This is a genomic window from Streptomyces sp. NPDC058579 (assembly GCF_042718575.1).
Classification (GTDB): Bacteria; Actinomycetota; Actinomycetes; order Streptomycetales; family Streptomycetaceae; genus Streptomyces.
In genome coordinates, this window is the sequence record NZ_JBHXPI010000010.1 from 88,860 (window position 1) to 112,341 (window position 23,482).

Annotated in this window: 19 protein-coding genes; 7 read left to right on the forward strand and 12 right to left on the reverse strand. The window is 71.5% G+C overall.

The window, feature by feature from the left end; all coding sequences use genetic code 11:
• Nucleotides 1–15: 15 nt before the first annotated feature.
• Nucleotides 16–423: a cobalamin B12-binding domain-containing protein gene (locus ACFWRO_RS15545; RefSeq protein WP_362013769.1), complete on the reverse strand. Its 408-nt coding sequence runs from the start codon at nt 421–423 to the stop codon at nt 16–18.
• Between the two features lie 297 nt (nt 424–720).
• Between ACFWRO_RS15545 and ACFWRO_RS15550 the strand changes: the two genes are divergently transcribed.
• Nucleotides 721–1,521, forward strand: a complete 801-nt coding sequence (locus tag ACFWRO_RS15550; protein WP_384509902.1) for an esterase/lipase family protein — start codon at nt 721–723, stop codon at nt 1,519–1,521.
• A gap of 243 nt (nt 1,522–1,764) precedes the next feature.
• Nucleotides 1,765–3,276, forward strand: a complete 1,512-nt coding sequence (locus tag ACFWRO_RS15555; protein WP_384509905.1) for a M23 family metallopeptidase — start codon at nt 1,765–1,767, stop codon at nt 3,274–3,276.
• 73 nt (nt 3,277–3,349) lie between these two features.
• Here ACFWRO_RS15555 and pcrA read toward each other — a convergent pair whose 3' ends face one another.
• Nucleotides 3,350–5,809 carry a DNA helicase PcrA gene (gene pcrA / locus ACFWRO_RS15560; RefSeq protein ID WP_384509908.1) on the reverse strand — a complete coding sequence of 820 codons (2,460 nt, stop codon included), beginning with the start codon at nt 5,807–5,809 and terminating at the stop codon, nt 3,350–3,352.
• 278 nt (nt 5,810–6,087) lie between these two features.
• On the opposite strand from pcrA, the gene ACFWRO_RS15565 reads away from it, so the two are divergent.
• A complete protein-coding gene (locus tag ACFWRO_RS15565; RefSeq protein ID WP_384509911.1) occupies nt 6,088–7,251 on the forward strand; it encodes an NlpC/P60 family protein in 1,164 nt (387 codons plus the stop codon).
• 86 nt (nt 7,252–7,337) lie between these two features.
• On the opposite strand, the gene ACFWRO_RS15570 is transcribed toward ACFWRO_RS15565, so the two are convergent.
• Both ACFWRO_RS15570 and ACFWRO_RS15575 read right to left on the reverse strand, forming a co-directional pair.
• Nucleotides 7,338–8,291 (reverse strand): FG-GAP repeat domain-containing protein, encoded by a 954-nt coding sequence (locus ACFWRO_RS15570; protein WP_384509913.1) that lies wholly within the window; start codon nt 8,289–8,291, stop codon nt 7,338–7,340.
• Nucleotides 8,292–8,357: 66 nt separating this feature from the next.
• A complete protein-coding gene (locus ACFWRO_RS15575) occupies nt 8,358–8,711 on the reverse strand; it encodes a hypothetical protein (protein WP_384509916.1) in 354 nt (117 codons plus the stop codon).
• Between the two features lie 346 nt (nt 8,712–9,057).
• On the opposite strand from ACFWRO_RS15575, the gene ACFWRO_RS15580 reads away from it, so the two are divergent.
• Nucleotides 9,058–10,128, forward strand: a complete 1,071-nt coding sequence (locus ACFWRO_RS15580; protein WP_384509918.1) for an NlpC/P60 family protein — start codon at nt 9,058–9,060, stop codon at nt 10,126–10,128.
• Between the two features lie 57 nt (nt 10,129–10,185).
• A complete protein-coding gene (locus ACFWRO_RS15585) occupies nt 10,186–10,344 on the forward strand; it encodes a hypothetical protein (RefSeq protein WP_384509920.1) in 159 nt (52 codons plus the stop codon).
• Between the two features lie 15 nt (nt 10,345–10,359).
• On the opposite strand, the gene ACFWRO_RS15590 is transcribed toward ACFWRO_RS15585, so the two are convergent.
• Together ACFWRO_RS15590 and ACFWRO_RS15595 are read right to left on the reverse strand one after the other, a co-directional pair.
• Nucleotides 10,360–11,067, reverse strand: coding sequence for a LuxR C-terminal-related transcriptional regulator (locus ACFWRO_RS15590; RefSeq protein ID WP_384509922.1), 708 nt, complete (start codon nt 11,065–11,067; stop codon nt 10,360–10,362).
• Nucleotides 11,064–12,332: a PspC domain-containing protein gene (locus ACFWRO_RS15595; RefSeq protein WP_384509925.1), complete on the reverse strand. Its 1,269-nt coding sequence runs from the start codon at nt 12,330–12,332 to the stop codon at nt 11,064–11,066. Before ACFWRO_RS15595 ends, ACFWRO_RS15590 begins: the two co-directional genes overlap by 4 nt.
• 171 nt (nt 12,333–12,503) lie before the next feature.
• Between ACFWRO_RS15595 and ACFWRO_RS15600 the strand changes: the two genes are divergently transcribed.
• The gene (locus tag ACFWRO_RS15600) at nt 12,504–13,856 is read left to right on the forward strand and encodes a PspC domain-containing protein (RefSeq protein ID WP_384509928.1); all 1,353 of its coding nucleotides are present in this window, start codon (nt 12,504–12,506) and stop codon (nt 13,854–13,856) included.
• A 156-nt stretch (nt 13,857–14,012) separates the two neighbouring features.
• On the opposite strand, the gene ACFWRO_RS15605 is transcribed toward ACFWRO_RS15600, so the two are convergent.
• The 4 genes from ACFWRO_RS15605 to guaA form a co-directional block, all read right to left on the reverse strand.
• Nucleotides 14,013–14,546, reverse strand: a complete 534-nt coding sequence (locus tag ACFWRO_RS15605; RefSeq protein WP_384509931.1) for a DoxX family protein — start codon at nt 14,544–14,546, stop codon at nt 14,013–14,015.
• Nucleotides 14,547–14,651: 105 nt separating this feature from the next.
• Nucleotides 14,652–15,884, reverse strand: a complete 1,233-nt coding sequence (locus ACFWRO_RS15610; protein ID WP_384509934.1) for a hypothetical protein — start codon at nt 15,882–15,884, stop codon at nt 14,652–14,654.
• A 171-nt stretch (nt 15,885–16,055) separates the two neighbouring features.
• Nucleotides 16,056–16,844, reverse strand: coding sequence for a class II aldolase/adducin family protein (locus tag ACFWRO_RS15615; RefSeq protein WP_384509937.1), 789 nt, complete (start codon nt 16,842–16,844; stop codon nt 16,056–16,058).
• Nucleotides 16,845–16,968: 124 nt separating this feature from the next.
• Nucleotides 16,969–18,570 (reverse strand): glutamine-hydrolyzing GMP synthase, encoded by a 1,602-nt coding sequence (gene guaA, locus ACFWRO_RS15620; protein ID WP_384509940.1) that lies wholly within the window; start codon nt 18,568–18,570, stop codon nt 16,969–16,971.
• 336 nt (nt 18,571–18,906) lie between these two features.
• Between guaA and ACFWRO_RS15625 the strand changes: the two genes are divergently transcribed.
• The gene (locus ACFWRO_RS15625) at nt 18,907–19,200 is read left to right on the forward strand and encodes a chorismate mutase (RefSeq protein WP_384509943.1); all 294 of its coding nucleotides are present in this window, start codon (nt 18,907–18,909) and stop codon (nt 19,198–19,200) included.
• Between the two features lie 679 nt (nt 19,201–19,879).
• On the opposite strand, the gene ACFWRO_RS15630 is transcribed toward ACFWRO_RS15625, so the two are convergent.
• Together ACFWRO_RS15630 and ACFWRO_RS15635 are read right to left on the reverse strand one after the other, a co-directional pair.
• Entirely contained in the window at nt 19,880–21,709 is a 1,830-nt protein-coding gene (locus tag ACFWRO_RS15630; RefSeq protein WP_384509946.1) for a GMC oxidoreductase, read from the reverse strand.
• A 42-nt stretch (nt 21,710–21,751) separates the two neighbouring features.
• Nucleotides 21,752–23,377: a succinic semialdehyde dehydrogenase gene (locus ACFWRO_RS15635; RefSeq protein ID WP_384509948.1), complete on the reverse strand. Its 1,626-nt coding sequence runs from the start codon at nt 23,375–23,377 to the stop codon at nt 21,752–21,754.
• Nucleotides 23,378–23,482: the final 105 nt, after the last annotated feature.

Here is a 23,482-nt window from a genome sequence, read left to right on the forward strand (position 1 = left end):
CGCCGCGACGCAGCGTTACGCGGCGACGCGGACGTTCTTGTTCACCCAGTCGACGATGGACGTGGTCGTCGCGCCCGGGGTGAAGATCTCCGCCACGCCCTTCTCCTTCAGCGGCGCGATGTCCGCCTCCGGGATGATGCCGCCGCCGAAGACCTTGATGTCCTCCGCGTCGCGCTCCTTCAGCAGCTCCAGGACCTTCACGAACAGCGTGTTGTGCGCGCCCGAGAGGATGGACAGGCCGATCGCGTCGGCGTCCTCCTGGATCGCCGTGTCCACGATCTGCTCGGGCGTCTGGTGCAGCCCCGTGTAGATGACCTCCATACCGGCGTCACGCAGCGCCCGCGCGATCACCTTGGCCCCGCGATCGTGGCCGTCGAGACCCGGCTTGGCCACCACCACGCGGATCGGACCGGTCACACCCATCTCTGCCTCCACATGCGACCCCCGCGCTTCATTGCCGGGGAGGTGAACGAACGTTATCGCCAGCATCCCGCACCCCGCTGTTTCGCGGAGGACTCCGAGGGGGAAATCACACGTGGGACATTGTTCGCTCTGCGCAGGACCCGCCCGGGCCCTCCTCCTGGGCCCACACCAGCCGCAACGGGTCATGCGCAAGGGAGCCGCTACGGGGTAGCCGTACGTCCGGGCCGCAGCCGCCGGTCCGGACGTACGGCTCACCGCACTGCCGTTCGGCCCCGCGTGCCGTTCGGGAGGCCGCCGATGGAGCTCACCAGGCTCACCAAGGTCACCACCGCGCTGAAGGCCAACGCCCTGGAGCTGGCGATCCTCACCGGCCACCTGCTCCTCTACCCCTCCGGGATGGTCGCCGAGCGCCCCGAGGCCGACCCCGCCGGCGAGGACGGCGCGGGCCCGAGGCCCGGTACGGGACGGCCCGTGGTCCTCCTCCACGGCTTCGCCGACAACCGCTCCGTCTTCGTCCTGCTCCGCCGCTCCCTCGTCCGCCACGGCCGCTACCCGGTCGAGTCGTTCAACTACTCTCCGCTCACCTGCGACCTGCGCGCCGCCGCCGAGCTCCTCGGCCGCCACGTCGAGGAGCTGTGCGCCCGGACCGGCCACCACGAGGTCGACATCGTCGGGCACAGCCTGGGCGGCCTCATCGCCCGTCATTACGTACAGCGCCAGGGCGGTGACGCGCGGGTGCGCACGCTCGTCATGCTCGGCACCCCGCACTCCGGCACCACGGCCGCCCCCTGGGCCGGCGCCCACCCCCTGGTGCGCCAGATGCGCCCCGGTTCGGACGTGCTCCGCGAGCTCGCCGAGCCCGCCCCGGGCTGCCGGACACGCTGCGTCAGCTTCTGGAGCGACCTGGACCAGGTGATGGTCCCGGTGGAGACGGCCCGGCTCGACCACCCCGATCTACGGGTGCACAACGTCCGGGTCAGCGGCATCGGCCATCTCGCCCTGCCGGTGCATCCGACCGTGGCGGCAGGGATCCGCGAAGCGCTCGACGCCGACGACGACACGCAAGCCACCGAGTCCGGAGCCGCCTCCGTGGCATGACGCCACTCCCTGACGACCCGCCAGAAGGTGTCTGTTCTTCGAACGTTCCTCGAACACAGGGCCAAGGCTCTCCCCCGAGGCCGCCGAAACACGGCCGATTGCCCGTTTCCTGTGGAACCAAAACCCTCGGAAGATTGTCGCCTGCGTATACCGCCGGGTACAGTCGCGCCACTGCTTTAACCCGGGACACCCTCGTCGGGCCCGCCCCGGACTGGCCCTGCCGCCGAGGCGAGAGAGAAGTTGGTGAACGACCAGCACCCCCACGCCGGGTACGTCGGAGACGACGCCCACAGCACCGGCAGCTTCGCCACCGACCCGCTCTTCGGCGCCCTCCCGGGCGGCTACGACGCCGGTCACAGCGGCCAGTACGACAGCACCCAGTGGACCGGCACCCAGCAGTGGGACACCACTGCCTACGCCACCACCACTCAGTACGACACCACCGGGCAGTACGACACCACCGCCGCCCAGTACGCCACCACCACCGCTCAGTACGACGCCGCGCAGTACGACACCACCGGCCAGTGGGACGCCTCCGCCTGGAACGAGGCCCAGCAGACCGGCCAGTACGAGACCGCACACTTCACCTCGTACGACACCACGGGCCAGTGGACGACCCCCTCCTTCGAGACGGGTACGTACGACGCCACCGCCTGGAACCAGGCCGAGCCCCACGTTCCGCAGCAGTACACCCCCGAGTACGAGTACGTCCCCGAGCAGCCGCAGGCCGAGCAGCCCGCCGCCGCGTACGAGGAGAACGCGTACGAAGAGGTCACCTACGAGGAGAGCACGTACGAGGAAGTCTCGTACGAGTCGACCACGTACGAAGAGACCGCGTACGAGGAGACCGCGTACGAAGCCGACTCCCCGTACGACTCCGGATACGACCAGGACTACGCGTACGAGGACCCCGCCGTCGAGACCCTCACGGAGTCTCCGGCCGTTCCCGCGTCGGCCGCCGCCTCAGCCGCCGGCCGCCCCGTGCGCCGTTCGTCCGGTGGCAGCCGAGGCCGTCGCCGTACGCCCGCCAAGCGCTCCGCGCTGCTGACCGTCGCCGTCCCGTCCGCCTGCGTCATGGGCGTCGCCGGGATCGCCGCCGCCTCGGTCGGCGGCCTGACGGACCCGGGTGCCGGCACGAAGGACGACACGAAGGCACTCGCCGCCGCCGACCCCGCCTCGGTGAAGCCGGTCGCCGCCAACAACAAGCTGGACACCCAGCTCGCCGCGCTGAGCGCCGACGCCCGCGACTTCGGCGACCGCGCCAGCCGCACCCAGGAGCGCATCGACCTGAAGGCGCGCCAGGAGGCGGAGAAGAAGAAGCGCGAGGAGGAGGCGGCCCGCAAGGAGGCGCTGCGCCCCAAGTTCGCGCTGCCGGTGAAACTGCACCAGCTCAGCGCCAGCTACGGCCAGGCGGGCGTCAACTGGATGTCCGTGCACACCGGCATCGACTTCCCGGTCCAGTACGGCACGAAGGTCATGGCCGCGACGGACGGCACGGTCCGCACCCAGTACAACGGCGCCTACGGCAACATGGCGATCGTGACCGCGCCGGACGGCACCGAGACCTGGTACTGCCACCTCAGCAGCACCAAGATCCGCTCGGGCAAGGTCCAGGCCGGCGACGTCATCGCGTACTCGGGCAACTCGGGCAACTCCACCGGTCCGCACCTCCACTTCGAGGTCCGTCCGGGCGGCGGCGCCGCGATCGACCCCGAGGCATGGCTGCGCAGCCACGGCCTCAACCCGACGGGCTGACGCGGGCCCCACGGCACGCACGTACGAGAGGGCCCCGGCCGAAAAGCCGGGGCCCTCTCACATGTCCGCCGTCCTACAGCTTCTCGACCGGCGCGTACCGCAGCAGCAGCCGCTTGGGCTTCTCGTCGCCGAAGTCGATCGTCGCCTGCGCGTCGGAGCCGGCGCCCGTGATCTGCATGACCGTGCCGAGGCCGAACTGGTCGTGCGTGACCCGGTCGCCGACCTGGAGGTTGATGACCGGCTTGTCGCTGGTCCGGCGGGTGGCGAAGCCCGAGGGGCCCGAGCGCGAGCGGGAGGAGGAGAGCGAGGAGGTGATCCCGGAGGTCGGCCCGGCGGGCTTGACCATGGGGCCGGTGCGCTTCCACTCCAGATACGTCGGCGGGATCTCCTCCAGGAAGCGCGACGCCGGGTTGTACGAGGGCTGGCCCCAGGCGCTGCGCATCGAGGAACGCGTCAGATACAGCCGCTCGCGGGCGCGCGTGATGCCCACGTACGCGAGGCGCCGCTCCTCCTCCAGCTCCTTGGCCTGGCCGAGGGCGCGCATGTGCGGGAAGACGCCGTCCTCCATGCCGGTCAGGAACACGACCGGGAACTCGAGGCCCTTGGCGGTGTGCAGGGTCATCAGCGTGATGACCCCCGACCCCTCCTCGTCCTCGTCGGGGATCTGGTCGGAATCGGCGACGAGCGCGACCTTCTCCAGGAACTCGGCCAGGGTGCCGGTCCCCTCCTCGCCGCGCTCCTGCTCGAACTCCAGGGCCACGGCGGCCAGTTCCTGAAGGTTCTCGATGCGGGTCTCGTCCTGCGGGTCGGTGGACGCCTGCAGCTCGGCGAGGTACCCGGTGCGCTCCAGTACGGCTTCGAGGACGACGGCCGGGCCCGCGCCGGAGTCGACGATCGTACGGAGCTCCTCCATGAGGGTGTTGAAGCGCTTGACCGCGTTCGCGGAGCGGGCCGCCATGCCGTACGCCTCGTCGACCCGCTTCAGGGCCTGCGGGAAGGTGATCTTCTCCCGGAGGGAGAGGGCGTCGATCATCGCCTCGGCGCGCTCGCCGATGCCGCGCTTGGGCACGTTCAGAATGCGGCGCAGCGGGACGTTGTCCTCGGGGTTGGCGAGGACGCGCAGGTAGGCGAGGACGTCGCGGACCTCCTTGCGCTCGTAGAAGCGCACGCCGCCGACGACCTTGTAGGGCAGGCCGACGCGGATGAAGATCTCTTCGAAGACACGGGACTGGGCGTTGGTCCGGTAGAAGACGGCGACGTCGCCGGCCTTCGCGTCGCCGGCGTCCGTGAGCCGGTCGATCTCGTCGGCGACGAACTGGGCCTCGTCGTGCTCGGTGTCGGCGACGTAGCCGGTGATCTGCGCGCCCGCGCCCGCGTTCGTCCACAGGTTCTTGGGGCGGCGGGACTCGTTGCGCTCGATGACGGCGTTGGCGGCGGAGAGGATCGTCTGCGTGGAGCGGTAGTTCTGCTCCAGCAGGATCGTCGTCGCGTTCGGGTAGTCCTCCTCGAACTGGAGGATGTTGCGGATCGTCGCGCCGCGGAAGGCGTAGATCGACTGGTCCGCGTCACCGACGACGCACAGCTCGGCCGGGTCCAGGTCGTCGTAGCCCGTGCCGACCAGTTCCCGTACGAGGGTGTACTGCGCGTGGTTGGTGTCCTGGTACTCGTCGACGAGGACGTGGCGGAAACGGCGGCGGTAGTGCTCGGCGACGTCCGGGAACGCCTGGAGCAGGTGGACCGTCGTCATGATGATGTCGTCGAAGTCCAGGGCGTTCGCCTCGCGCAGCCGCGCCTGGTACATCCGGTACGCCTCGGCGAGCGTCTTCTCGAAGCCGTCGACGGCCTGGTCGGCGAAGGTCTCCTCGTCGATCAGCTCGTTCTTGAGGTTCGAGACCTTGGCGTTGAAGGACTTCGGCGGGAACTTCTTCGGGTCGAGGTCCAGGTCGCGGCAGACCAGCGCCATCAGGCGCTTGGAGTCGGCGGCGTCGTAGATCGAGAACGAGGACGTGAAGCCGAGCCGCTTGCTCTCGCGGCGCAGGATGCGGACGCACGCGCTGTGGAAGGTCATGACCCACATGGCGTTGGCGCGCGGGCCGACGAGCTGCTCGACGCGCTCCTTCATCTCGCCTGCGGCCTTGTTGGTGAAGGTGATCGCCAGTATCTGGCCGGGGTGGACGTACCGGGTCCCCAGGAGGTGGGCGATGCGGTGGGTGAGCACCCGGGTCTTGCCGGAGCCGGCGCCCGCGACGATGAGCAGCGGGGAGCCGGTGTGGACGACGGCGGCGCGCTGCTCCCCGTTCAGCCCGTCCAGGAGCGCGGCGGCGTCCACGACGGGGCGGGCGGCTCCGTCGCGGTAGTAGGCGTCCCGGGTCGGCGGCGCGTCGAAGCGCCCCTCGAAGAGGTCGTGCGGGACCTCCTCCGCGGCCTGGGCGCCGTGGGGGTGGTGCACGTCGTCCTCGGGCGGGGGCGGGGGCTCCTCCGAGGAGTGGTTCTGGAGGCTCGCCAGGAAGCTGTCGTCAAAGAGGCTGCTCATCGCCTATCGAGTCTAGGCCGCCGCACTGACAGCCCGCTGCCACCTCCCGAAGTGACCCGAATCTTACGGAGGGTGACAGTCCGCTTCAGGTCACGAAAATGTATCGGGCATATCGAACATCGCCCTTCCCAGCCGACCCACGGGTTGGCTAGCGTGCTCGCCCAGGCAGCCCGTTCCTCTCCGGCGGCGAAACGCGCCGAGCGGGCAGCTCACGCCGAACCCGGCCCTGCCTCCAGGCAGTTGACGCCGGTCGTCACCATCGGCGGCCACGGAAGGAGATGCCGGTCTTGGCGTCCCATCGCAAGCCGCGCCCCACACGCCCGCATTCCCCCGCCGTCGGGGTCACGACGGCCGCACTCGCCGGGGTCACCCTGCTGACCACGCAGAGCGCCCAGGCCGTACCGACCGCGCCCCCGAAGCCCACGGTGGAGGAGGTCCAGAAGAAGGTCGACGACCTCTACCGGCAGGCCGGCACGGCGACGCAGCAGTACAACCGGGCCAAGGAGTCCACCGACGAGCAGCGCCGCAAGGTCGACCGGCTGCTCGACGACGTGGCGAAGCGCACGGAGGAGATCAACGAGTCCCGGCGGGCGCTCGGCTCGTACGCGGCGGCGCAGTACCGGGCGGGGGCCGTCGGCCCGACCGCCGCGCTGATCTTCGCGGACAGCCCGCAGTCGTACTTCGACCAGACCCACCTCATGGACCGGCTCTCCGAGCGCCAGCGCAGCGCGGTGTCGGACTACGAGGGCAAGCGCCTCGCCGCGGCGAAGCAGCGGGCGGAGGCGACGAAGGGCCTGGAGACGCTGACCGAGTCCCAGGCCACCCTGCGTACGACCAAGGAGACCGTCCAGCGGAAGCTGGGCGAGGCGCGGACGCTGCTGACCCGGCTGACGGCCGAGGAGAAGAAGCGGCTCGCGGAGCTGGAGCGCAAGCGGGAGGCCGAGGCGCGCCGCAAGGCGGAGGCGCGGGCCGAGGCGGAGGCCGCGGCCAGGGCCGAGGCGGCGGAGGCCGAGCGGCGCCGCCAGGAGGAGGCCCGGAAGCAGCAGCCGACCACGCCTCCGCCGACCGAAACCCCGGCCGGGTCGACGTACGCGGCGAAGGCGGAGAAGGCGCTGGCCTTCGCCCGGGCACAGATCGGCAAGCCGTACGTGTGGGGCGCGACGGGCCCGAGCTCGTACGACTGCTCGGGCCTGACGCAGGCCGCCTGGAAGGCCGCGGGCGTCGACCTGCCCCGTACCACCTGGGACCAGGTGGAGGTGGGGACCAGGGTCGCGACGGACGATCTCCTCCCGGGCGACCTCGTCTTCTTCTACGACGACATCAGCCACGTGGGCCTGTACATCGGCGGCGGGAAGATGATCCACGCGCCGAAGCCGGGCGCGAACGTGCGCGAGGAGTCGATCTACTACATGCCGATCTACGGCAGCGTGCGCCCGGCGTAGTCACGCGCGGGCCCGGTCACGCGCGGGCCCGGTCACGCGCGCGTGGGCCGGCCCTTGGTTCCGCCGAGGCCGGCCCGCGTGCCCGACTACAGCAGGTTGTAGATCTGGAAGCCCCAGCCGATCTTGACCGGCGCCTCGTACGGGGCCAGGGCGTCGCCCGTGCCCGAGTACCGGAACAGGTCGCCGTTCGGCTTGCGCGCGATCAGGTCCGACCTGCCGTCGGCGTCGAGGTCGCCCACGGACAGCAGCCGGTCGTAGATGTTCCAGCCGCCGCCGATCCTCGTACGCGGCTCGAAGGGGGCCTTCTGGTCGCCGGTGCCCTTGTAGAGCCACAGGCCGCCGGACTTGTCCTGGGCGACGATGTCGGCCTTGCCGTCACCGCTCAGGTCGCCCTGGCCGGCGAGCTGGGTGTACTGGCCCCAGCCCGCGCCGATGCGGAAGCGCGGGGTCAGCGAGCCGTCCGGGTACGCGAGGTACCCCCAGAGGACGCCGGCCTTGTCGAGACCGATGAGGTCGGCCTCCTGGGCGCCGCCGAGGGAGCCGGGGGACAGGACGGCGGTGTAGATGTTCCAGCTGGTGCCGACCTGCTTGCTGTGGTGCTCGAGGTCGTCGTCGATGTAGCTGTATTCCAGCTTGCCGCTCTTGTAGAGGTACCAGGTGCCGTCGCTCCACCCGTCCTTGTCGTTGTCGACGTTGATCGCGTCGGCGAAGCCGTCGAAGGTGACCCCCACGTCGTACCGGGCATCGAACCCACCCTGCCGGTTCGGGTAGTAGTGGAACAGCTCACCGTCCTGCTTCTGGACGGCCGTCATCGTGAACGTCGGCGTCTCCACCGGAGCGTCGGCGGTCGCGGCGGCGCGGGGAGCCTGGCTACGGCCGCCCTCCTGGGCCCGCTGCTCGGCCGTGGCGGCCGCGGCGGACGCCCGCTCGGCCGGGTCGCCGGAGGCGAAGGCGGTACCGGCCGTGGCCGCGAGCGCGGCAGCGACGGCGGTGGCGGCGAGTGCGCCCCGGAGCGCACGCGGACGTCGGTCGAAGATCATGAAGTCCCCCCTGGGATGGTCGTGATGTCGTACGGCTGGCGGCGGGCGGCGGGCAGGGATCGGCGATCAGGTCCAGAGCGTCGCGATGAAGATGTTCGCGACGGTCAGGCCACCGACGGCGGCGAAGAGCCCCTTGTCGACCGTCTCCTCGTCCCGCTTCACGTACACGAGCGCGAGGATGACGACGAGGACGGCCATCTTGATGCCGATCTTCACGTTGTTGACCGTCTGATCGTCCGCCTGGTTGAGGCCGACCAGCGCGATGCCGGTGACCAGCATCGTGAGCGCGCCGTGCAGCATGGCGGGGCTGAAGCGGGCCGTACCCGCGCCCATCGCCTTCATCTGCGTGAGGAATCCACCGAGCAGCGCGGCGATTCCGATGATGTGCAGGGCGACGAAGACATTGATGAGTACGTCCATGGGGCGGAGCCTAACCGGGGCATAGCACCCGCGTTCGGCCGGGTCCAGCTCCTCGGGCCGTTCGGTCAGGCCCGCGCAGGAATGCGGCGTCCTCCCGTCGCAGCGGCCGGACGGGAACGGTCCTCAAGCATCAACTGACGCCAATAGCTGTCAACTCCCCGCCCCCGGGTGAGGGCCAGGTTTAGCGTCCTCCCCCAGGTGGCCGGCTCCCCACCACGTCGGTCCTTCCGGCGGCAGTCGGTCGCCCCCGCCGAGAAAATCCGGCGGTGGGCCGTCTCCCCTGTGCGGCCCACCGCCGGACCCGGTGGGCATCGACCCCCACAGGGAGAGGATGTGACCCGCCCTCGTGGCAGCGCACCGGAAGCCCAAGCACTCCCCCCTCGGTGGCCAGGCGGCGCGGACCGCCGCCACGCTCGCCCTCGCCTCGGCGGCGACGGCGACCGTCTTCGAGGGCTCAGGGCACGCCGAGCCCAGGCTCACGCCCGCTCAGGTCAAGGCGAAGGTGGACCGGCTGTACCAGGAGGCCGAGGTGGCCACCGAGAAGTACAACGGCGCGAAGGAGAAGGCGGACGCGGCCCGGAACGCGCTCGACCGGCTGCGGGACGAGTCGGCCCGCAGGACCGAGCGGCTCAACACCGTGCGCAACGGGCTCGGTTCCATCGCCACCGCGCAGTACCGTTCCGGCGGCCTGGACCCCGCCGTACAGCTCGCGCTCACCTCCGACCCCGCGCAGTACCTGGCGCGCGCCGCGATCGCCGAGAAGGCCGGGGAGCGGCAGGCGGCGGCGATCACCTCGGTACGCCGTGAGCTCACCGGGATCAGGCAGCTGCGGTCCGAGGCGGACGATCGGCTGACCCAACTGCGCGGGCACGAGGCCGATCTGCGGACGCAGAAGGCGGCCGTGCAGACCAAGCTCGCGGAGGCGCGCGCGCTGCTGACCCGGCTGACAGCGGAGGAGCGGGCCCGTTACGAGGCGACGGTGACCGGCTCGGGCCGGAGCGACACCGGCTCCGTGAACCGGGCCGACCGGGATTCGGGCAGCCCACGCGGCCCGATCACGGCACCGAACGCCCGCGCCGCACAGGCGATCTCCTACGCCCGGAACCAGCTCGGCAAGCCGTACGTGTGGGGCGCCACGGGCCCGTCGGCCTACGACTGCTCGGGCCTGACCCAGGCCGCCTGGCGCGCGGCCGGCGTGGCACTGCCCCGGACGACATACACCCAGATCAACGCCGGCCAACGGGTCTCCCGCTCCGAACTCGCCCCGGGCGACCTGGTGTTCTTCTACTCCGGGATCAGCCACGTCGGCCTGTACATCGGCGGCGGCCAAATGATCCACGCCCCCCGCCCGGGCGCGCCGATTCGGGTCGCCCCGATCGACGAGATGCCCTTCGCCGGGGCGACGCGGGTGGGATGACGCGTCTGGGCCGAGACGGCTTGACCTTTGGACTTCCTGGTCGGGGAAGATGACGGGATGACGATGCGCGACCAGGCTGAGGCTGTGCTCACGGCGCGGTTGGACGAGCTGGGTATTGCCTGGACGAGCGAGCGGCACGCTCCCGTGTTCACCGCCGCTCTCCGAGCCTGCGGCCACGAACCCGAGGTCCGCGCCCTCGGCGCCCGAAGCAACTGAGGGCCCCGCGGCCCCTCAGACCAGGCGGCGGGCCGTTGCCCAGCGGGTCAGTTCGTGGCGGTTGGAGAGTTGGAGCTTTCGGAGGACCGCCGAGACGTGGGACTCGACCGTCTTCACCGAGATGTAGAGCTGCTTGGCGATCTCCTTGTACGCGTATCCACGGGCGATCAGCCGCAGTACCTCGCGCTCGCGCTGGGTCAGCCGGTCCAGGTCCTCGTCCACCGGTGGGGCGTCGGTGGAGGCGAAGGCATCCAGTACGAAGCCGGCCAGGCGGGGGGAGAACACCGCGTCGCCCTCCTGGACCCGGAAGATCGAGTCGACCAGATCGGTGCCCGTGATCGTCTTCGTCACGTAGCCTCGGGCGCCGCCCCGGATCACCCCGATCACGTCCTCCGCGGCGTCCGAGACCGACAGGGCCAGGAACCGGACCGGATCCTCGCTCGCCGTCATCAGGCTCGCGCAGCGGCGCAGCACCTCAACCCCGCCGCCGCCCGGCAGGTGCACATCGAGGAGGACGACCTCGGGGCGGGTCGCGGTGATCACCGTGACCGCCTGGTCGACATCGGCGGCCTCGCCGACCACCTCGACGCCGGTGACGTCGGTCCGGCCGATCTCCGCCTGCACGCCCGTACGGAACATCCGGTGGTCGTCGACGAGCACGACCCGCACCCGACGCTCCGTGCTCGGCTCCGCCGTCGTCCCGGTCCCGGTCTCGTCGCTCATCCGTCCGCCCTCTCCATCTCAAGCTCCACTTCGGTGCCCCCGCCCGGCACAGCCCGCAGCCGGGCCGAACCGCCGTTGCGCTGCATCCGGCCGATGATCGATTCTCGTACGCCCATCCGGTCCTCGGGCACCGCGTCGAGGTCGAATCCCGGTCCCCGGTCCCGCACGGAGACGAAGACCGTACGGCCCTCCACCTCCGCGTAGACCTGAACGGCCCCGCCCTCGCCACCGTACTTGGCGGCGTTGACCATCGCCTCGCGCGCGGCCTGCATCTGCGCGGTCAGTTTCTCGTCGAGCGGGCAGTCGCCCACGACCACCACCTCCAGGGGGACGCCGTGCTTGTCCTCCACCTCGGCGGCGGCCCGCTTGACCGCCTCCGCGAGGGTCTCGGGCTCCTCGCCCTCGTCCTTGCCGGTGCCCTCCGGCTTGTACAGCCAGTTCCGCAGCTCCCGCTCCTGAGCGCGGGCCAGCCGGCGCACCTCGCCGGGCTCGTCCGCGTTGCGCTGGATCAGCGTGAGCGTGTGCAGGACGGAGTCGTGGACATGGGCCGCGACTTCGGCGCGCTCCTGCGCGCGGATGCGCATGGTCCGCTCCTCTGAGAGGTCCTGCGACATCCGGACCAGCCACGGTCCTGCGAGCAGGGCTATGCCGGTGAGGACGGCTATCGCGGCGGTCAGCGCCGTGCCCAGCTGGGCCGCCGAGCCCCGGACCACCATGAAGACCGTCAGCCCCATGCCGACGAGGGCGACGCCCGCGAAGCCGCGGACGAGCTGGAGTGTGCGCCGGCGGCGGCCGGCCTCGGTCCAGCTGGCCCGGCGGGCGTTGTCCGCCTGCCGCCAGACGAGGACCACGCCGACGCCGATGAGGAGGGTGGGCCAGACATAGCGGTCGGTCCGGTTGCCCCAGTCGATGTTGCCCGCGAAGACCGCGGCGCCCACGGCCAGCGCGATCAGCGCGAAGATCTGGCCCTGGTCGGGCTTGCGCAGTCGGCGGCGGCCGTCCGGGGTGGTCTCGAAGACCGGGCGGGGCGCGCTGCGACCGCCGACGCCGAGCGGGACGACGATCCAGAACACCGCGTAGAGCAGCGCGCCGAGGCCGTCCGCGAGGAGGAGGCCCACGAACAGCACGCGGACCCAGACCACGGGCAGTCCGAGATGACCCGCGAGGCCGCGCGCGACACCGCCGAGCCACCGTCCGTCGGCGCTCCGGTAGAGCTTGCGCACGGGCGGTTCGTCGGTCTCCGGGACTCGGGCGGCTGCTGGCATGCACCGATCGTCACACGTCCGGCCCGGGCGGCACATCAGGGTCGGTCCCTGAGATCGCCCCTAGGAACCGGCCCCTAGGAGCCTCTCGGGGTGGACGGGCGCCGGAATATCAGGGTCGGGCCAGGGTCGATCCCGGTGCCGCGGCGGGACGGTGGCGGTCACCATGGACGCATGACGAGTTCCACGCCTTCCTCGCACGAGGCCCCGCCGCCGGCGGAGGCCCCACCGTTCGCGTCCTTGCGCCGCTCGCGGCAGCACCGGGTCGTGGCCGGTGTGTGCGGTGGTCTCGGCCGGCACTTCGACCTCGATCCGGTGATCTTCCGTATCGCGATCGGCGTGCTGTCCGTGACCGGCGGCCTCGGGCTGATCTTCTACGGCTTCGCGTGGCTGCTGATCCCGGCCGCGGGCGAGGAGGAGAACGAGGGCCGCAGACTGCTCTCCGGCCGCGTCGACGGGGCCGCGCTCGCGGCGGTGCTGATGGCCCTGGTGGGCTGTGGTGTCTTCCTGTCGATGCTGCGCAACGGCGGGACGCTCGCGTTCGCGATGCTGCTGTCGATAGCGGTGTGCGGCGCGGCGGTCTGGTCCCAGCGGCGCGCGCAGGCCTCCGCCGGCGACACCGAGGGCCGGAAGGACGCGGCGACGGCGGCCACCGTCGCGGACGCCCCGCCGGAGGCGAAGGCTCCGCCGCTGGTGGAGTTCCCGTCCTGGTGGAAGGACCCCATAGTCAAGGACGGCTCGACCGGCAGGATCGCCGTCGGCTATCTCTGGGGCCCGCACGGCGCGGACGCGGACGGCCGGCTCCCGAGCGGCGAGGTCCCGGTGCCCGGCAGCCAGTGGGGCTCGGACGGTTCGGCGGCCGCGCGGCGGCCGCAGGCCGCCACGGTCCGGCGTGGCCCGCGCTCCATCGGCGGCCTGGTCTTCCTCCTCGCGCTGCTCGCGGGCGGGCTCGGTACGGGCCTGTCGTGGGAGGCCCAGCCGTTCGGCACGAGCCTGCAGATCGGCCTGGTCGCCGCCCTCGCGGTGTTCGGCCTGGGGCTGGTGATCAGCAGCTTCCTCGGCCGGACCGGGTTCGGGACGATCTTCCTGACCGTGGTCACGGCGGGCCTGCTCGCGGTGGCGGCGGCGCTGCCCAAGGAGATCTCCACGGAGTGGGTCCGTACTACCTGGAAGCCGGCCTCGGTCGCCGCCGTCCAGCCCCGGTACGAACTGGGCACGGGCGTCGGCACGCTCGACCTGTCCCGCCTCGCCGTCCCCGCGGGCACCACGGTCGAGGCCGAGGCGGAGGTCGGCGCGGGCAAGCTGGAGGTGATCGTGCCGAAGAACGTCACGGTGAAGCTGCGGGCGCAGGTGGGCCTGGGCGATGTGCAGCTGCCGCAGCAGCGCGCCGAGGACATCGACATCGCACCCGACATCGACGAGAGCCGGACGCTGGCCCCGCCGGCGGGCACCACGCCCGGCGGGACGGTGGACCTCTCGCTGGAGATAGGTCTCGGACAGGTGGAGGTCACCCGTGCTGCTTCATGAGTTCCGACCGGGCCGGCTGGTCGCCGGCGGGACGGCCCTCGCCCTCGCCGTGATGTACGCGGGCGACGCCACGAACGCCTGGGCGATCCCCTGGTACGGAGTGATCCCGGTGCTCTGCGGAGGCCTGGGCGTGGCCGCCCTGGTGACCTGGGTCGCCTACCGGGTGCGCCATCGTTCGGCGCGCAGGGCGTCGAGCGAGAAGGAGGAGGCTCCGGCCAGCACGAGCGGGAGCCAGGACATGAGATAGGCGAGGTCGTTGCCGTAGTAGTACGGGTTGACCTGCCAGCTCACGGTCAGCCAGAGGCTCAGGGAGATCAGCGCACCGCCGAGCGCGGCGACCCGGGCGAACAGGCCCACCAGGGTGCCGATGCCGACGGCCAGTTCGCCGAAGGCGATGGCGTAGCCGAGGCCGACGGGGCTCTTGAGCGCCAGGTCGACCAGGGCCGGGATGGCCGAGGTGTCCCGGACGCCGCGCATCATCTCGCCGATCGACCCGCTCCCGGTGTCGGCCATGAAGGCGGAGTCGGTGAGCTTGTCGAGCCCGGCGTAGATGAAGGTGACGCCGAGGAAGACGCGCAGCGGCAGCAGCGCGTACCGCGAGCCGGCTTCCTTCCACGCGGCGAAGCGCCCGCTCGTGCCCGTCGTTCTCGCCCACGCCGGGCCCGCCGGTCCCGCGTTCCGCTGTGACATCGTCGGCCTGCCTCTCCACGCCACTGTGCGCTCCACGCCACTGTCCGCAGAACCGATTGTCCCCGGACCCCCGTCGTGTGGATACGTGGAGAACGCCGCGCGTGTTCAGTCGACGACGTCGATGGTGACCCGATTGGTCTCCACGCCCGAGGCCGTCACCACCCACACCTCCATCCGCCCCGGCTCCACGTCGACCGGGAGCGGGACGGTCAGGGCCGAGTCCGTGGGGTTGGCGAAGCCGCCCGGGACGGGGACCAGCGGAACATGGGCGTGGACGGAGCCGACGCGCACGACCAGTCGGGTCAACGCGTCCGGGCCGGAGGCCCCTGGCGGGACGAACCCGGTGCCCCGGATCTCGATGTCGTCGCCCGTGCGGATCGGCGCGTCCAGGTCACCGGCCTCGCGGGAGCGGACGACGGAGAGGACGACGGGCCGGCCGCCCTGGGTGCAGAGGGCGGCGAGGTAGCCGGCCGCCGCCACGGCGACGAGGAGCACGAGGGCCCAGGGGACCTCGGGCAGCCGGCCGGGATCGCGCGCGAGCCGGACGGCGGCGAGGACGAGGACGGCGCCGGAGGCCAGGACGTAGGCGACGTCGGTGAGGGCGGCACGGCCGTCGTCGTCGCACAGCAGGTCGGCGGCGCGGGGCCGGTCGGCCCGCACCTTCTGCAGCCGCTGCCCGACCACCCGGCCCCACACGATCCGCCGGGCCGCGACGGCGACGCCCGCCGTCAGCGCGAAGACGGTGAGCAGCCCGGCGCCGTGCCGCACCCCGAGGCCGGCCCGGTCGATGTCGCCGGTGACCAGGCGCAGGGCCAGGAAGAGCACGGTGTGGACGGCGAGGAGCAGCCAGCCGGCGGCGACCGCGCGGGAGGTGGAGAGCCGGTTGTCCTCCCCGATCAGCGGGGCGAGGACCCCGCCGCGCGCCCGGTGCGCGTGGGCGGCGAAGGTGAGCGGGACGGCGAGGGCGAGCGCGGCGACCAGGCCGGCCGTGCGCGGCCCGGTCCAGCCCGCGCCGATCGCGGTGAGCGCCTGGGCGAGCAGCAGGGCGACGACCCCGCCCCAGACGACGCCGAGCGTCGCGGACCTGACCCGCCGCAGCCAGGCCTCGTCCGCGCCGCGACCGCCCGCCGTGACCGCGCGCGCCGACTGGGCGAGCGCGTCGGAGACCCACTGCCGCGAGGCGCCCGGCGAATGCGCGACGGCGGCGGGCACGCCCTCGCCGACGGCGAGTTCGTCCCGCCGGGCGAGGAAGGCGGCGACCGCACGCCGGTGACCCGCGCGCCCGCTCTCCGCGCACCCCGCGTGGTCATGGCACTGTCTCGCCTCTTGCACCGCCACGGCGTTCACTTCCCGATCCGTCCGTCCGTACGCCCGTCGACCCTTCGTCAACTGACCCTTGAGTATGGGGAATTGTGCCGTACCGAAACGCCTCCCACGCGCTCCGAGCGCCCCTTGCGGGGGTGATTGAACCGTCATCACATTGACGTAAAGAAAGCTGACGACACCGTGTTACGACAGCAGTTCGGGCTCCGTGCGGCTGATCCCGCGCCACAGCGGCTGGTAGTTGATCCATGCGGCGAGATCGGCGCCGAGCTGGTCCCGGGTGGCGACCGCGTCCTTGTGCCCGATCGGCACCGGCTTGCCCGCCGCCCGCGCGGTCAGCTGCACCTGGGCGCACCGTTCCATGGCGATGAACCACCAGGCCGCCGCGTCGACCGAGGTCCCGACGGTCAGGAGCCCGTGGTTGCGCAGCACGATCCCCTTGTACGGGCCGAGGGCGACGGCGATGCGCCGCCCCTCCTCGCGGTCGACGGCGACGCCGGTGTACGCGTCGTAGAGCGCGTGGTCCTGGTAGAAGGCGCAGGCCTCCTGCGTGATCGGCTCGATCAGCTCGCCGAGCGCGGCCAGCGCCCGCCCATGGAGGGAGTGGCTGTGCGCGACGGCGACGACGTCCGGCCGCGCCCGGTGCACCTCGGCGTGGACGGCGAAGGCGGCCTGGTTGACGTGTTCGCTGCCCCGCACCACCTGCCCGTCCCCGTTGACCAGGACGAGGTCGCTCGCGGTCAGTTCGGCGAAGGGCGCGCCGAAGGGGTTCACCCAGAAGCAGTCGGCGTACTGGGGGTCCCGGGCGGTCACATGACCGGAGACGCCCTCCTCGTACCCGAACCGTCCGAAGAGCCGGAGCGCGCCCGCGAGTCTGCGCTTGCGGTACGTCCGCTCCTCCTCGACGGTCCCGTGGACGGGAGGCATCGTGACGTGGAGCCGATCGACAGGTACGGGTGTCGGTGTCTCGCTCATACGCGGGAAGGTAACGCCGGGCCCCGCAACTGACCAGAGAGATCACACGCCCAACAACGACGAAACCGCCGCCCCCGGATGGTGGAGGCGGCGGTTCACACGCATACGGGAGAGTCCGGAGCGACTACTCCCACTCGATGGTGCCCGGCGGCTTGCTCGTCACGTCGAGCACCACGCGGTTCACGTCGGCGACCTCGTTCGTGATCCGCGTCGAGATCTTCGCGAGCACGTCGTACGGCATCCGCGTCCAGTCCGCCGTCATCGCGTCCTCGGACGAGACGGGGCGAAGGACGATCGGGTGGCCGTACGTCCGGCCGTCGCCCTGGACGCCCACGGAGCGCACATCGGCGAGCAGGACCACCGGGCACTGCCAGATCTCGCGGTCGAGACCGGCGGCCGTCAGCTCCTCGCGGGCGATGGCGTCGGCCTCGCGCAGCAGGTCCAGACGGTCCTTGGTGACCTCGCCGACGATCCGGATACCGAGGCCGGGGCCCGGGAACGGCTGCCGCTGGACGATCTCGTCCGGCAGGCCGAGCTCCTGGCCGACCATGCGGACCTCGTCCTTGAACAGCTGGCGCAGCGGCTCGACGAGCTCGAACTCCAGGTCCTCGGGGAGGCCGCCCACGTTGTGGTGGGACTTGATGTTGGCGGTGCCGGTGCCGCCGCCGGACTCGACGATGTCCGGGTAGAGCGTGCCCTGGACGAGGAAGGCGACGTCCTCGCCGTGGCCCGCCGACTCGGCGACGATCTCGGCCTGCGCCTGCTCGAAGACGCGGATGAACTCGCGGCCGATGATCTTCCGCTTCTCCTCGGGGTCGGAGACCCCGGCGAGCGCGGTGAGGAACCGCTCCTGCGCGTCGACGACCTTGAGCTGGACGCCGGTCGCGGCGACGAAGTCCTTCTCGACCTGCTCGGTCTCGCCCTGGCGCATCAGACCGTGGTCGACGTACACGCAGGTCAGCTGCGAGCCGATGGCCTTCTGCACGAGCGCGGCCGCCACGGCGGAGTCGACGCCGCCGGACAGACCGCAGATGGCGCGCTTGGTGCCGACCTGCTCGCGGATGGCCGCGACCTGCTCGTCGATGACGTTGCCCGTGGTCCAGGACGGCTCGATGCCGGCGCCGCGGTAGAGGAAGTGCTCCAGGATCTGCTGGCCGTGCGTGGAGTGCAGCACCTCGGGGTGGTACTGGACGCCGTACAGCTTCTTCTCGTCGTTCTCGAAGGCGGCGACCGGCACGACGTCCGTGGACGCGGTGACGGCGAAGCCCTCGGGGGCGGCGGAGCAGGCGTCGCCGTGCGACATCCACACGGACTGCTCGGTCGGGGTGCCCTCGAAGAGGGTCGATCCGGCCTTGGAGACGTGCAGCGGGGTACGGCCGTACTCGCGGGCGCCCGTGTTGTCGACGGTGCCACCGAGGGTGGTCGCCATCAGCTGGAAGCCGTAGCACATGCCGAAGACGGGGACGCCGGCCTCGAAGAGCGCGCGGTCGAGGCGCGGGGCGTTCTCCGCGTAGACGGAGGACGGGCCGCCGGAGAGGATGATCGCCTTGGGCTTCTTGGCCAGCATCTCGGCCACCGGCATGGTGGACGGGACGATCTCGCTGTAGACCCGCGCCTCACGGACGCGACGGGCGATGAGCTGGGCGTACTGAGCGCCGAAGTCGACAACGAGGACTACGTCCGGGTTGGTGACGTCGGGCGCGGCAGCGGGAGTCGCTGATGACACTACGGCGGCCTTCCGGCGGTAGGGAGGGGGTCCGAGGGGTCCCCCGAACGGGGGGCTATTTGTCGATTCTACCGGCGCGGCGGTGCCACTTTTCGTCTCACCATCCGAACCCGGGTTGTCCCGGCTCCCGCGCGAGGGTCCATACTGTCCGCATGCGCAAGCTCCCGACCTTCGTCTTTACCTATGGCACCGGCCCGTCCGGCTGCCATGGTCGTGCTGCTTGAGCAACTGACAAGCGACTTCCCAGGCGCCCCGGGCCGACAAGGCCCGGGGCGTTCTGTCATTTCCGGGCCGTGTCGCTCCGGGGCACCCGACACCACCCCGAGGAGCCCCACCATGACCGCCACCATCACCCCCACCGAGAAGACCGGCGCCCGCACCGACGAGGCGGCCGCGCTCATCGGCGACGCGCGCGAGCGCATCGACGCGCTCGACGACCGGATCATCGGCCTGATCCAGGAACGGACGGCCGTCTCGGCCGTGATCCAGGAGTCCCGCATCGGCTCGGGCGGCCGCCGGGTGAACCTGGCCCGCGAGATGGAGGTGCTCGGCCACTACAGGGACGCGCTCGGCAAGCCGGGCACGGCGCTCGCGATGACGATGCTGGAGCTGTGCCGGGGCCGTATCTGAGCACGCAGGCAAGCGCGCACCCTACGGACCTGAGTTCGGGCCCGCTCTCACCCGTACGGCGCGTGACCGGCTCCCGCACCCCTTCGTTGGTCCCGTTGTCCGTGCCACCCAGGGGCGGGCCCGAAAAAACCACGCGTGGCTTCGCTGGGGCGTGTGACGTACCGCAAGTACGTCTTGGGACCTCGCCCCAGCGCGCGTGACCGGACGGCAGGGGACAGCAGCCCGGTCACCCGAAAGGGCGGTCGGCCCCGGGGACGCCCGGGGCCGGCCGCAACCGGTCCAGACGAACGCACCCCCACACCGCCCGTCCCCTCTCCCTCCCCACATGCCTCGCACGGCGCACCCCCCTGCGCCGCGCTCCCCTCGGCACCGCCGCTGCCCTGACACCGGTGCCGACCTCCAAGGGCCCCGCCGCGCGACCGGAATCGCGCCGCGGGGCCCTTGCGCATGCCCACGCGTCGCCCTCGCGCCCACGCGCCCGTATGCCCGCGGACCCACACGCCTGCATGCCCGCGCACAGCCCCGCATGGTCATGTGACAGGCGTCACACGACATTTCCTGTTCCGGCCTACAACCAATCCCCCTGGCCACAGGTCATGCATGCAGCACCACCCAGAAGCTGGAGAGGCGCTGCACTCGGAGGGGGGTGCAGCGCCTCTTCCGTCTTCATGACCTGTGGCTACGCCTTCTTCGGCGGCACAGCCGGAATCCCCAGGAACGGCAGTTTCAGCGCGCCGAACGCGTCCGCCGGGACCGCCGGGGCCTTCGGAGCGACGGCCGCGAGACGGACGTACGTCTCTCCCTGGCCCGGGCGCTGGTCCTCCTCGCCCTTGTTGGGCCAGAAGGACATCGCCCGCTCCGCCTGCGCCGTGATCGTCAGCGACGGATTGACGCCGAGGTTGGCGGAGACCGCCGCTCCGTCGACGACCGAGATGCCCGGGTGGCCGAAGAGCCGGTGGTACGGGTCGATGACACCGGACTCCGCGTCCGCGCCGATCGGGCAGCCGCCCAGGAAGTGCGCGGTGAGCGGGGTGCCCATCAGCTCGCCGATGTTGGAACCGGCGAAGCCGTTGATCTCCTCGGCGAGCAGGGACGCGGCCCTGGTCGCCTCGGGGATCTGGTTCGGGTTCGGCGCACCGTGCCCCTGCCGGGCCGTGAGCAGGCCCTTTCCGATGCCGCCCGGCTTGCGGTACGTCGTCAGGGAGTTGTCCAGGGACTGCATGACGAGCCCGATGATGGTCCGCTCCGACCAGCGGCGGTTGGAGAGGGAGCGGGCGGCGAGGGTGGGGTGCTTGACCAGTTCCAGGAGCCAGTTCCGTACCCGATGGGCCCCGTACGGCACCTGGAGGATCGTCATGCCGCCCATGGCGTTGGAGCCCTTGCCGTAGCGGACCGGCTCGATGTGGGTGTTCGCGTCCGGGTGGATGGACGAGGTGATCGCCACCCCGCGCGTGAAGTCGGCCTTCTCCGCGCCGTGCTTCCTGCGGTAGCGCCGGTCGGTGGTCTGGGAGCCGACCAGCGCCTCCGAGTTGGTACGGGTCAGCTCGCCGAGCCGGGCCGAGATCCGGGGCAGCAGCCCGGTGTCCTTCATCCGGTGCAGCAGGGTCTGCGTGCCGTACGTACCGGCCGCGACGACGACCCGCCGGGCCGTGAACGTACGCCCCTTCCCCTTCTTCCGGTTGTCGGTCGGCAGCGTCTTGACGGCGTAGCCGCCCCGCGAGTCCTCCGTCAGGGCGACGACGGAGGTCATGGGGTGGACGACGGCGCCGGCCTTCTCGGCGAGGTGAAGGTAGTTCTCGTTGAGGGTGTTCTTGGCGCCGTGCCGGCAGCCCGTCATGCACTCGCCGCACTCGGTGCAGGCCTTGCGCGAGGGCCCCGCGCCGCCGAAGTACGGGTCGGCGACCTCCTTGCCCGGTGCGGCCTCAGCGGCTCCCTCGGCGTCCTTGCCGTCACCGAAGAAGACCCCGACCGGCGCCATGTGGAAGGTGTCGCCGATGCCCATGGCCTGCGCGGTCGCCTTGAGGTGGACGTCCGAGGGGGTCATGGTCGGGTTGAGCCGGACGCCCAGCATCCGCTTGGCCTGGTCGTAGTACGGAGCCAGCTCCTCCTGCCAGTCCGTGATGTCCCGCCACTGCGGGTCCTCGAAGAACGGCGTGGGCGGTACGTAGAGGGTGTTGGCGTAGTTCAGCGAGCCGCCGCCCACGCCCGCGCCGGCCAGGACCATGACGTTGCCCAGCAGGTGGATGCGCTGGATGCCGTAGAGGCCGAGGGCCGGGGCCCAGAGGAAGTTCTTCAGGTCCCAGGAGTTCTTGGGCAGCTCGGCCCGGGTGAAGCGGCGCCCCGCCTCCAGGACGCCGACCCGGTAGCCCTTCTCGGTCAGGCGCAGGGCCGTGACCGAGCCGCCGAAGCCGGAGCCGACGACGATGACGTCGTAGTCGTACGCGTCGTCCGCCGAGTCCAGGTCGTCCTCTTCCTGCTCCCGATTTCGGGAAGGGGGTACCGCGGTCATGGCTCTCCTCGTACGAAAAGGTGCGGAATCGGGCGGTGTGCGTCAGCGCAGGCGCAGGGCCTTCATCGCCTTCAGGGACAGGCTCATGAAGGCGGCGTACTTCTCGTCGTCCATCCCGAAGGACGGCGCGAGCGGCAGCAGCCGCTGCTGGGCCACCGTCTGGGCCTCGGTGAACTTGAGGATGCCCTCCGAGCCGTGGCGGCGGCCGAGCCCGGAGTCCTTCATGCCGCCCATCGGCGCCTGGACGCTGCCGTACGCGGGCGCGTACCCCTCGTTGATGTTGACGGTGCCGGTGCGCAGCCGGGCGGCGACGGCGTGGCCGCGCCGGGAGTCCTTGGTCCAGACGGAGGAGTTGAGGCCGTACGGGGTGCCGTTGGCCAGCTCGACGACCTCGTCCTCGTCCTTGAAGCGGTAGATGGAGACGACCGGGCCGAAGGTCTCCTCGGTGCAGACGGCCATCGGGGCCTCGACGCCGTCGAGGATGGTCGGCTCGTAGAAGAGCGGGCCGATGTCGGGGCGTGCGACGCCGCCCGCGACGAGCTTGGCGCCCTTGGCGACGGCCTCCTCGACGTGCTTGGTGACCGTCTCCAGCTGCCGCTCGCCGACGAGGGAGCCCATGTCGGCGCCGTAGGAGAGGGAGTTGCCGAGGCGCATCGCCTTCGTACGGGCGGCGAAGCGGGCGACGAAGTCGTCGGCGACCGACTCGTGGACGTACAGCCGCTCGATGGAGATGCAGAGCTGGCCGGCGGAGGAGAAGCAGGCGCGGACGGCGCCGGCGGCGGCCTTCTCGATGTCGGCGTCCTTGAGGACGAGCATCGCGTTCTTGCCGCCGAGTTCGAGGGTCACGCCGACGAGCCGGGCGGCGGCGCCCTGGGCGACCTGGCGGCCGGTACGGGTGGAGCCGGTGAAGGAGACGTAGTCGGCGTGCTTGACGACCTCGGGGCCGACGACCGGGCCCTCGCCGAGAACGACCTGGAAGACCTCGGCGGGCAGCCCGGCCTCGATGAGCAGGTCACGGGCCCAGAGCGCGGTGAGCGCGGTCTCGGTGTCGGGCTTCATGACGACCGCGTTGCCGGCGACGAAGGCGGGCAGCGCGTCGCCGATGGACAGCTCCAGGGGGTAGTTCCAGGGCGCGATCTGGCCGACGACACCGCGCGGCTGGCGCAGCTCGGTGACCTTGGTGAGGGTCGGTACGACGCCGGTGTGGCGCTTGGGGCGCAGGTACGAGGGGGCCTTGCGGCCGTAGTGGCGGGCGGCGACCGCGACCGACTGGACCTCCTCGTGGGCGTGCAGCCGGGCCTTGCCGGTCTCCAGCTGGATGAGGTCGAGGACCTCGGCCTGGCGCTCCAGGATCAGGTCGTGGAAGCGGAGCAGCACGGCGGCGCGGGCCTTGACGGGGGTCGCGGCCCAGGCACCCTGGGCGGCGCGGGCGCGGGCGAAGGCCTCGGCGACGTCCTCGGGGGTGGACTCGGGCAGGTCGGCCAGCTTGTCCCCGGTGAAGGGGGTGTGGTTCGCGGTGCGGCCGGAACCGGCGACGCCGCGGGTGAGCTGGGCGACCACCTCCGGCGTGACCACGTCGGCGGCGGTGCGGGCACCGGCCGGCGAGGGCGCGAGGGGGTTCGTGCCGGCGGTGGTGGCCGGGGTGGTGAGTGCCTGCGAGTCCGTCATGAGGGCGAGGGTAGGCCGCGGAACGCCCTTTGGGTACCCGTCGGTAATGCGTTTTCACCGGGTGCGCACAATCGCGCCAGCGATCGCTGGCATATAAGCCCTGAT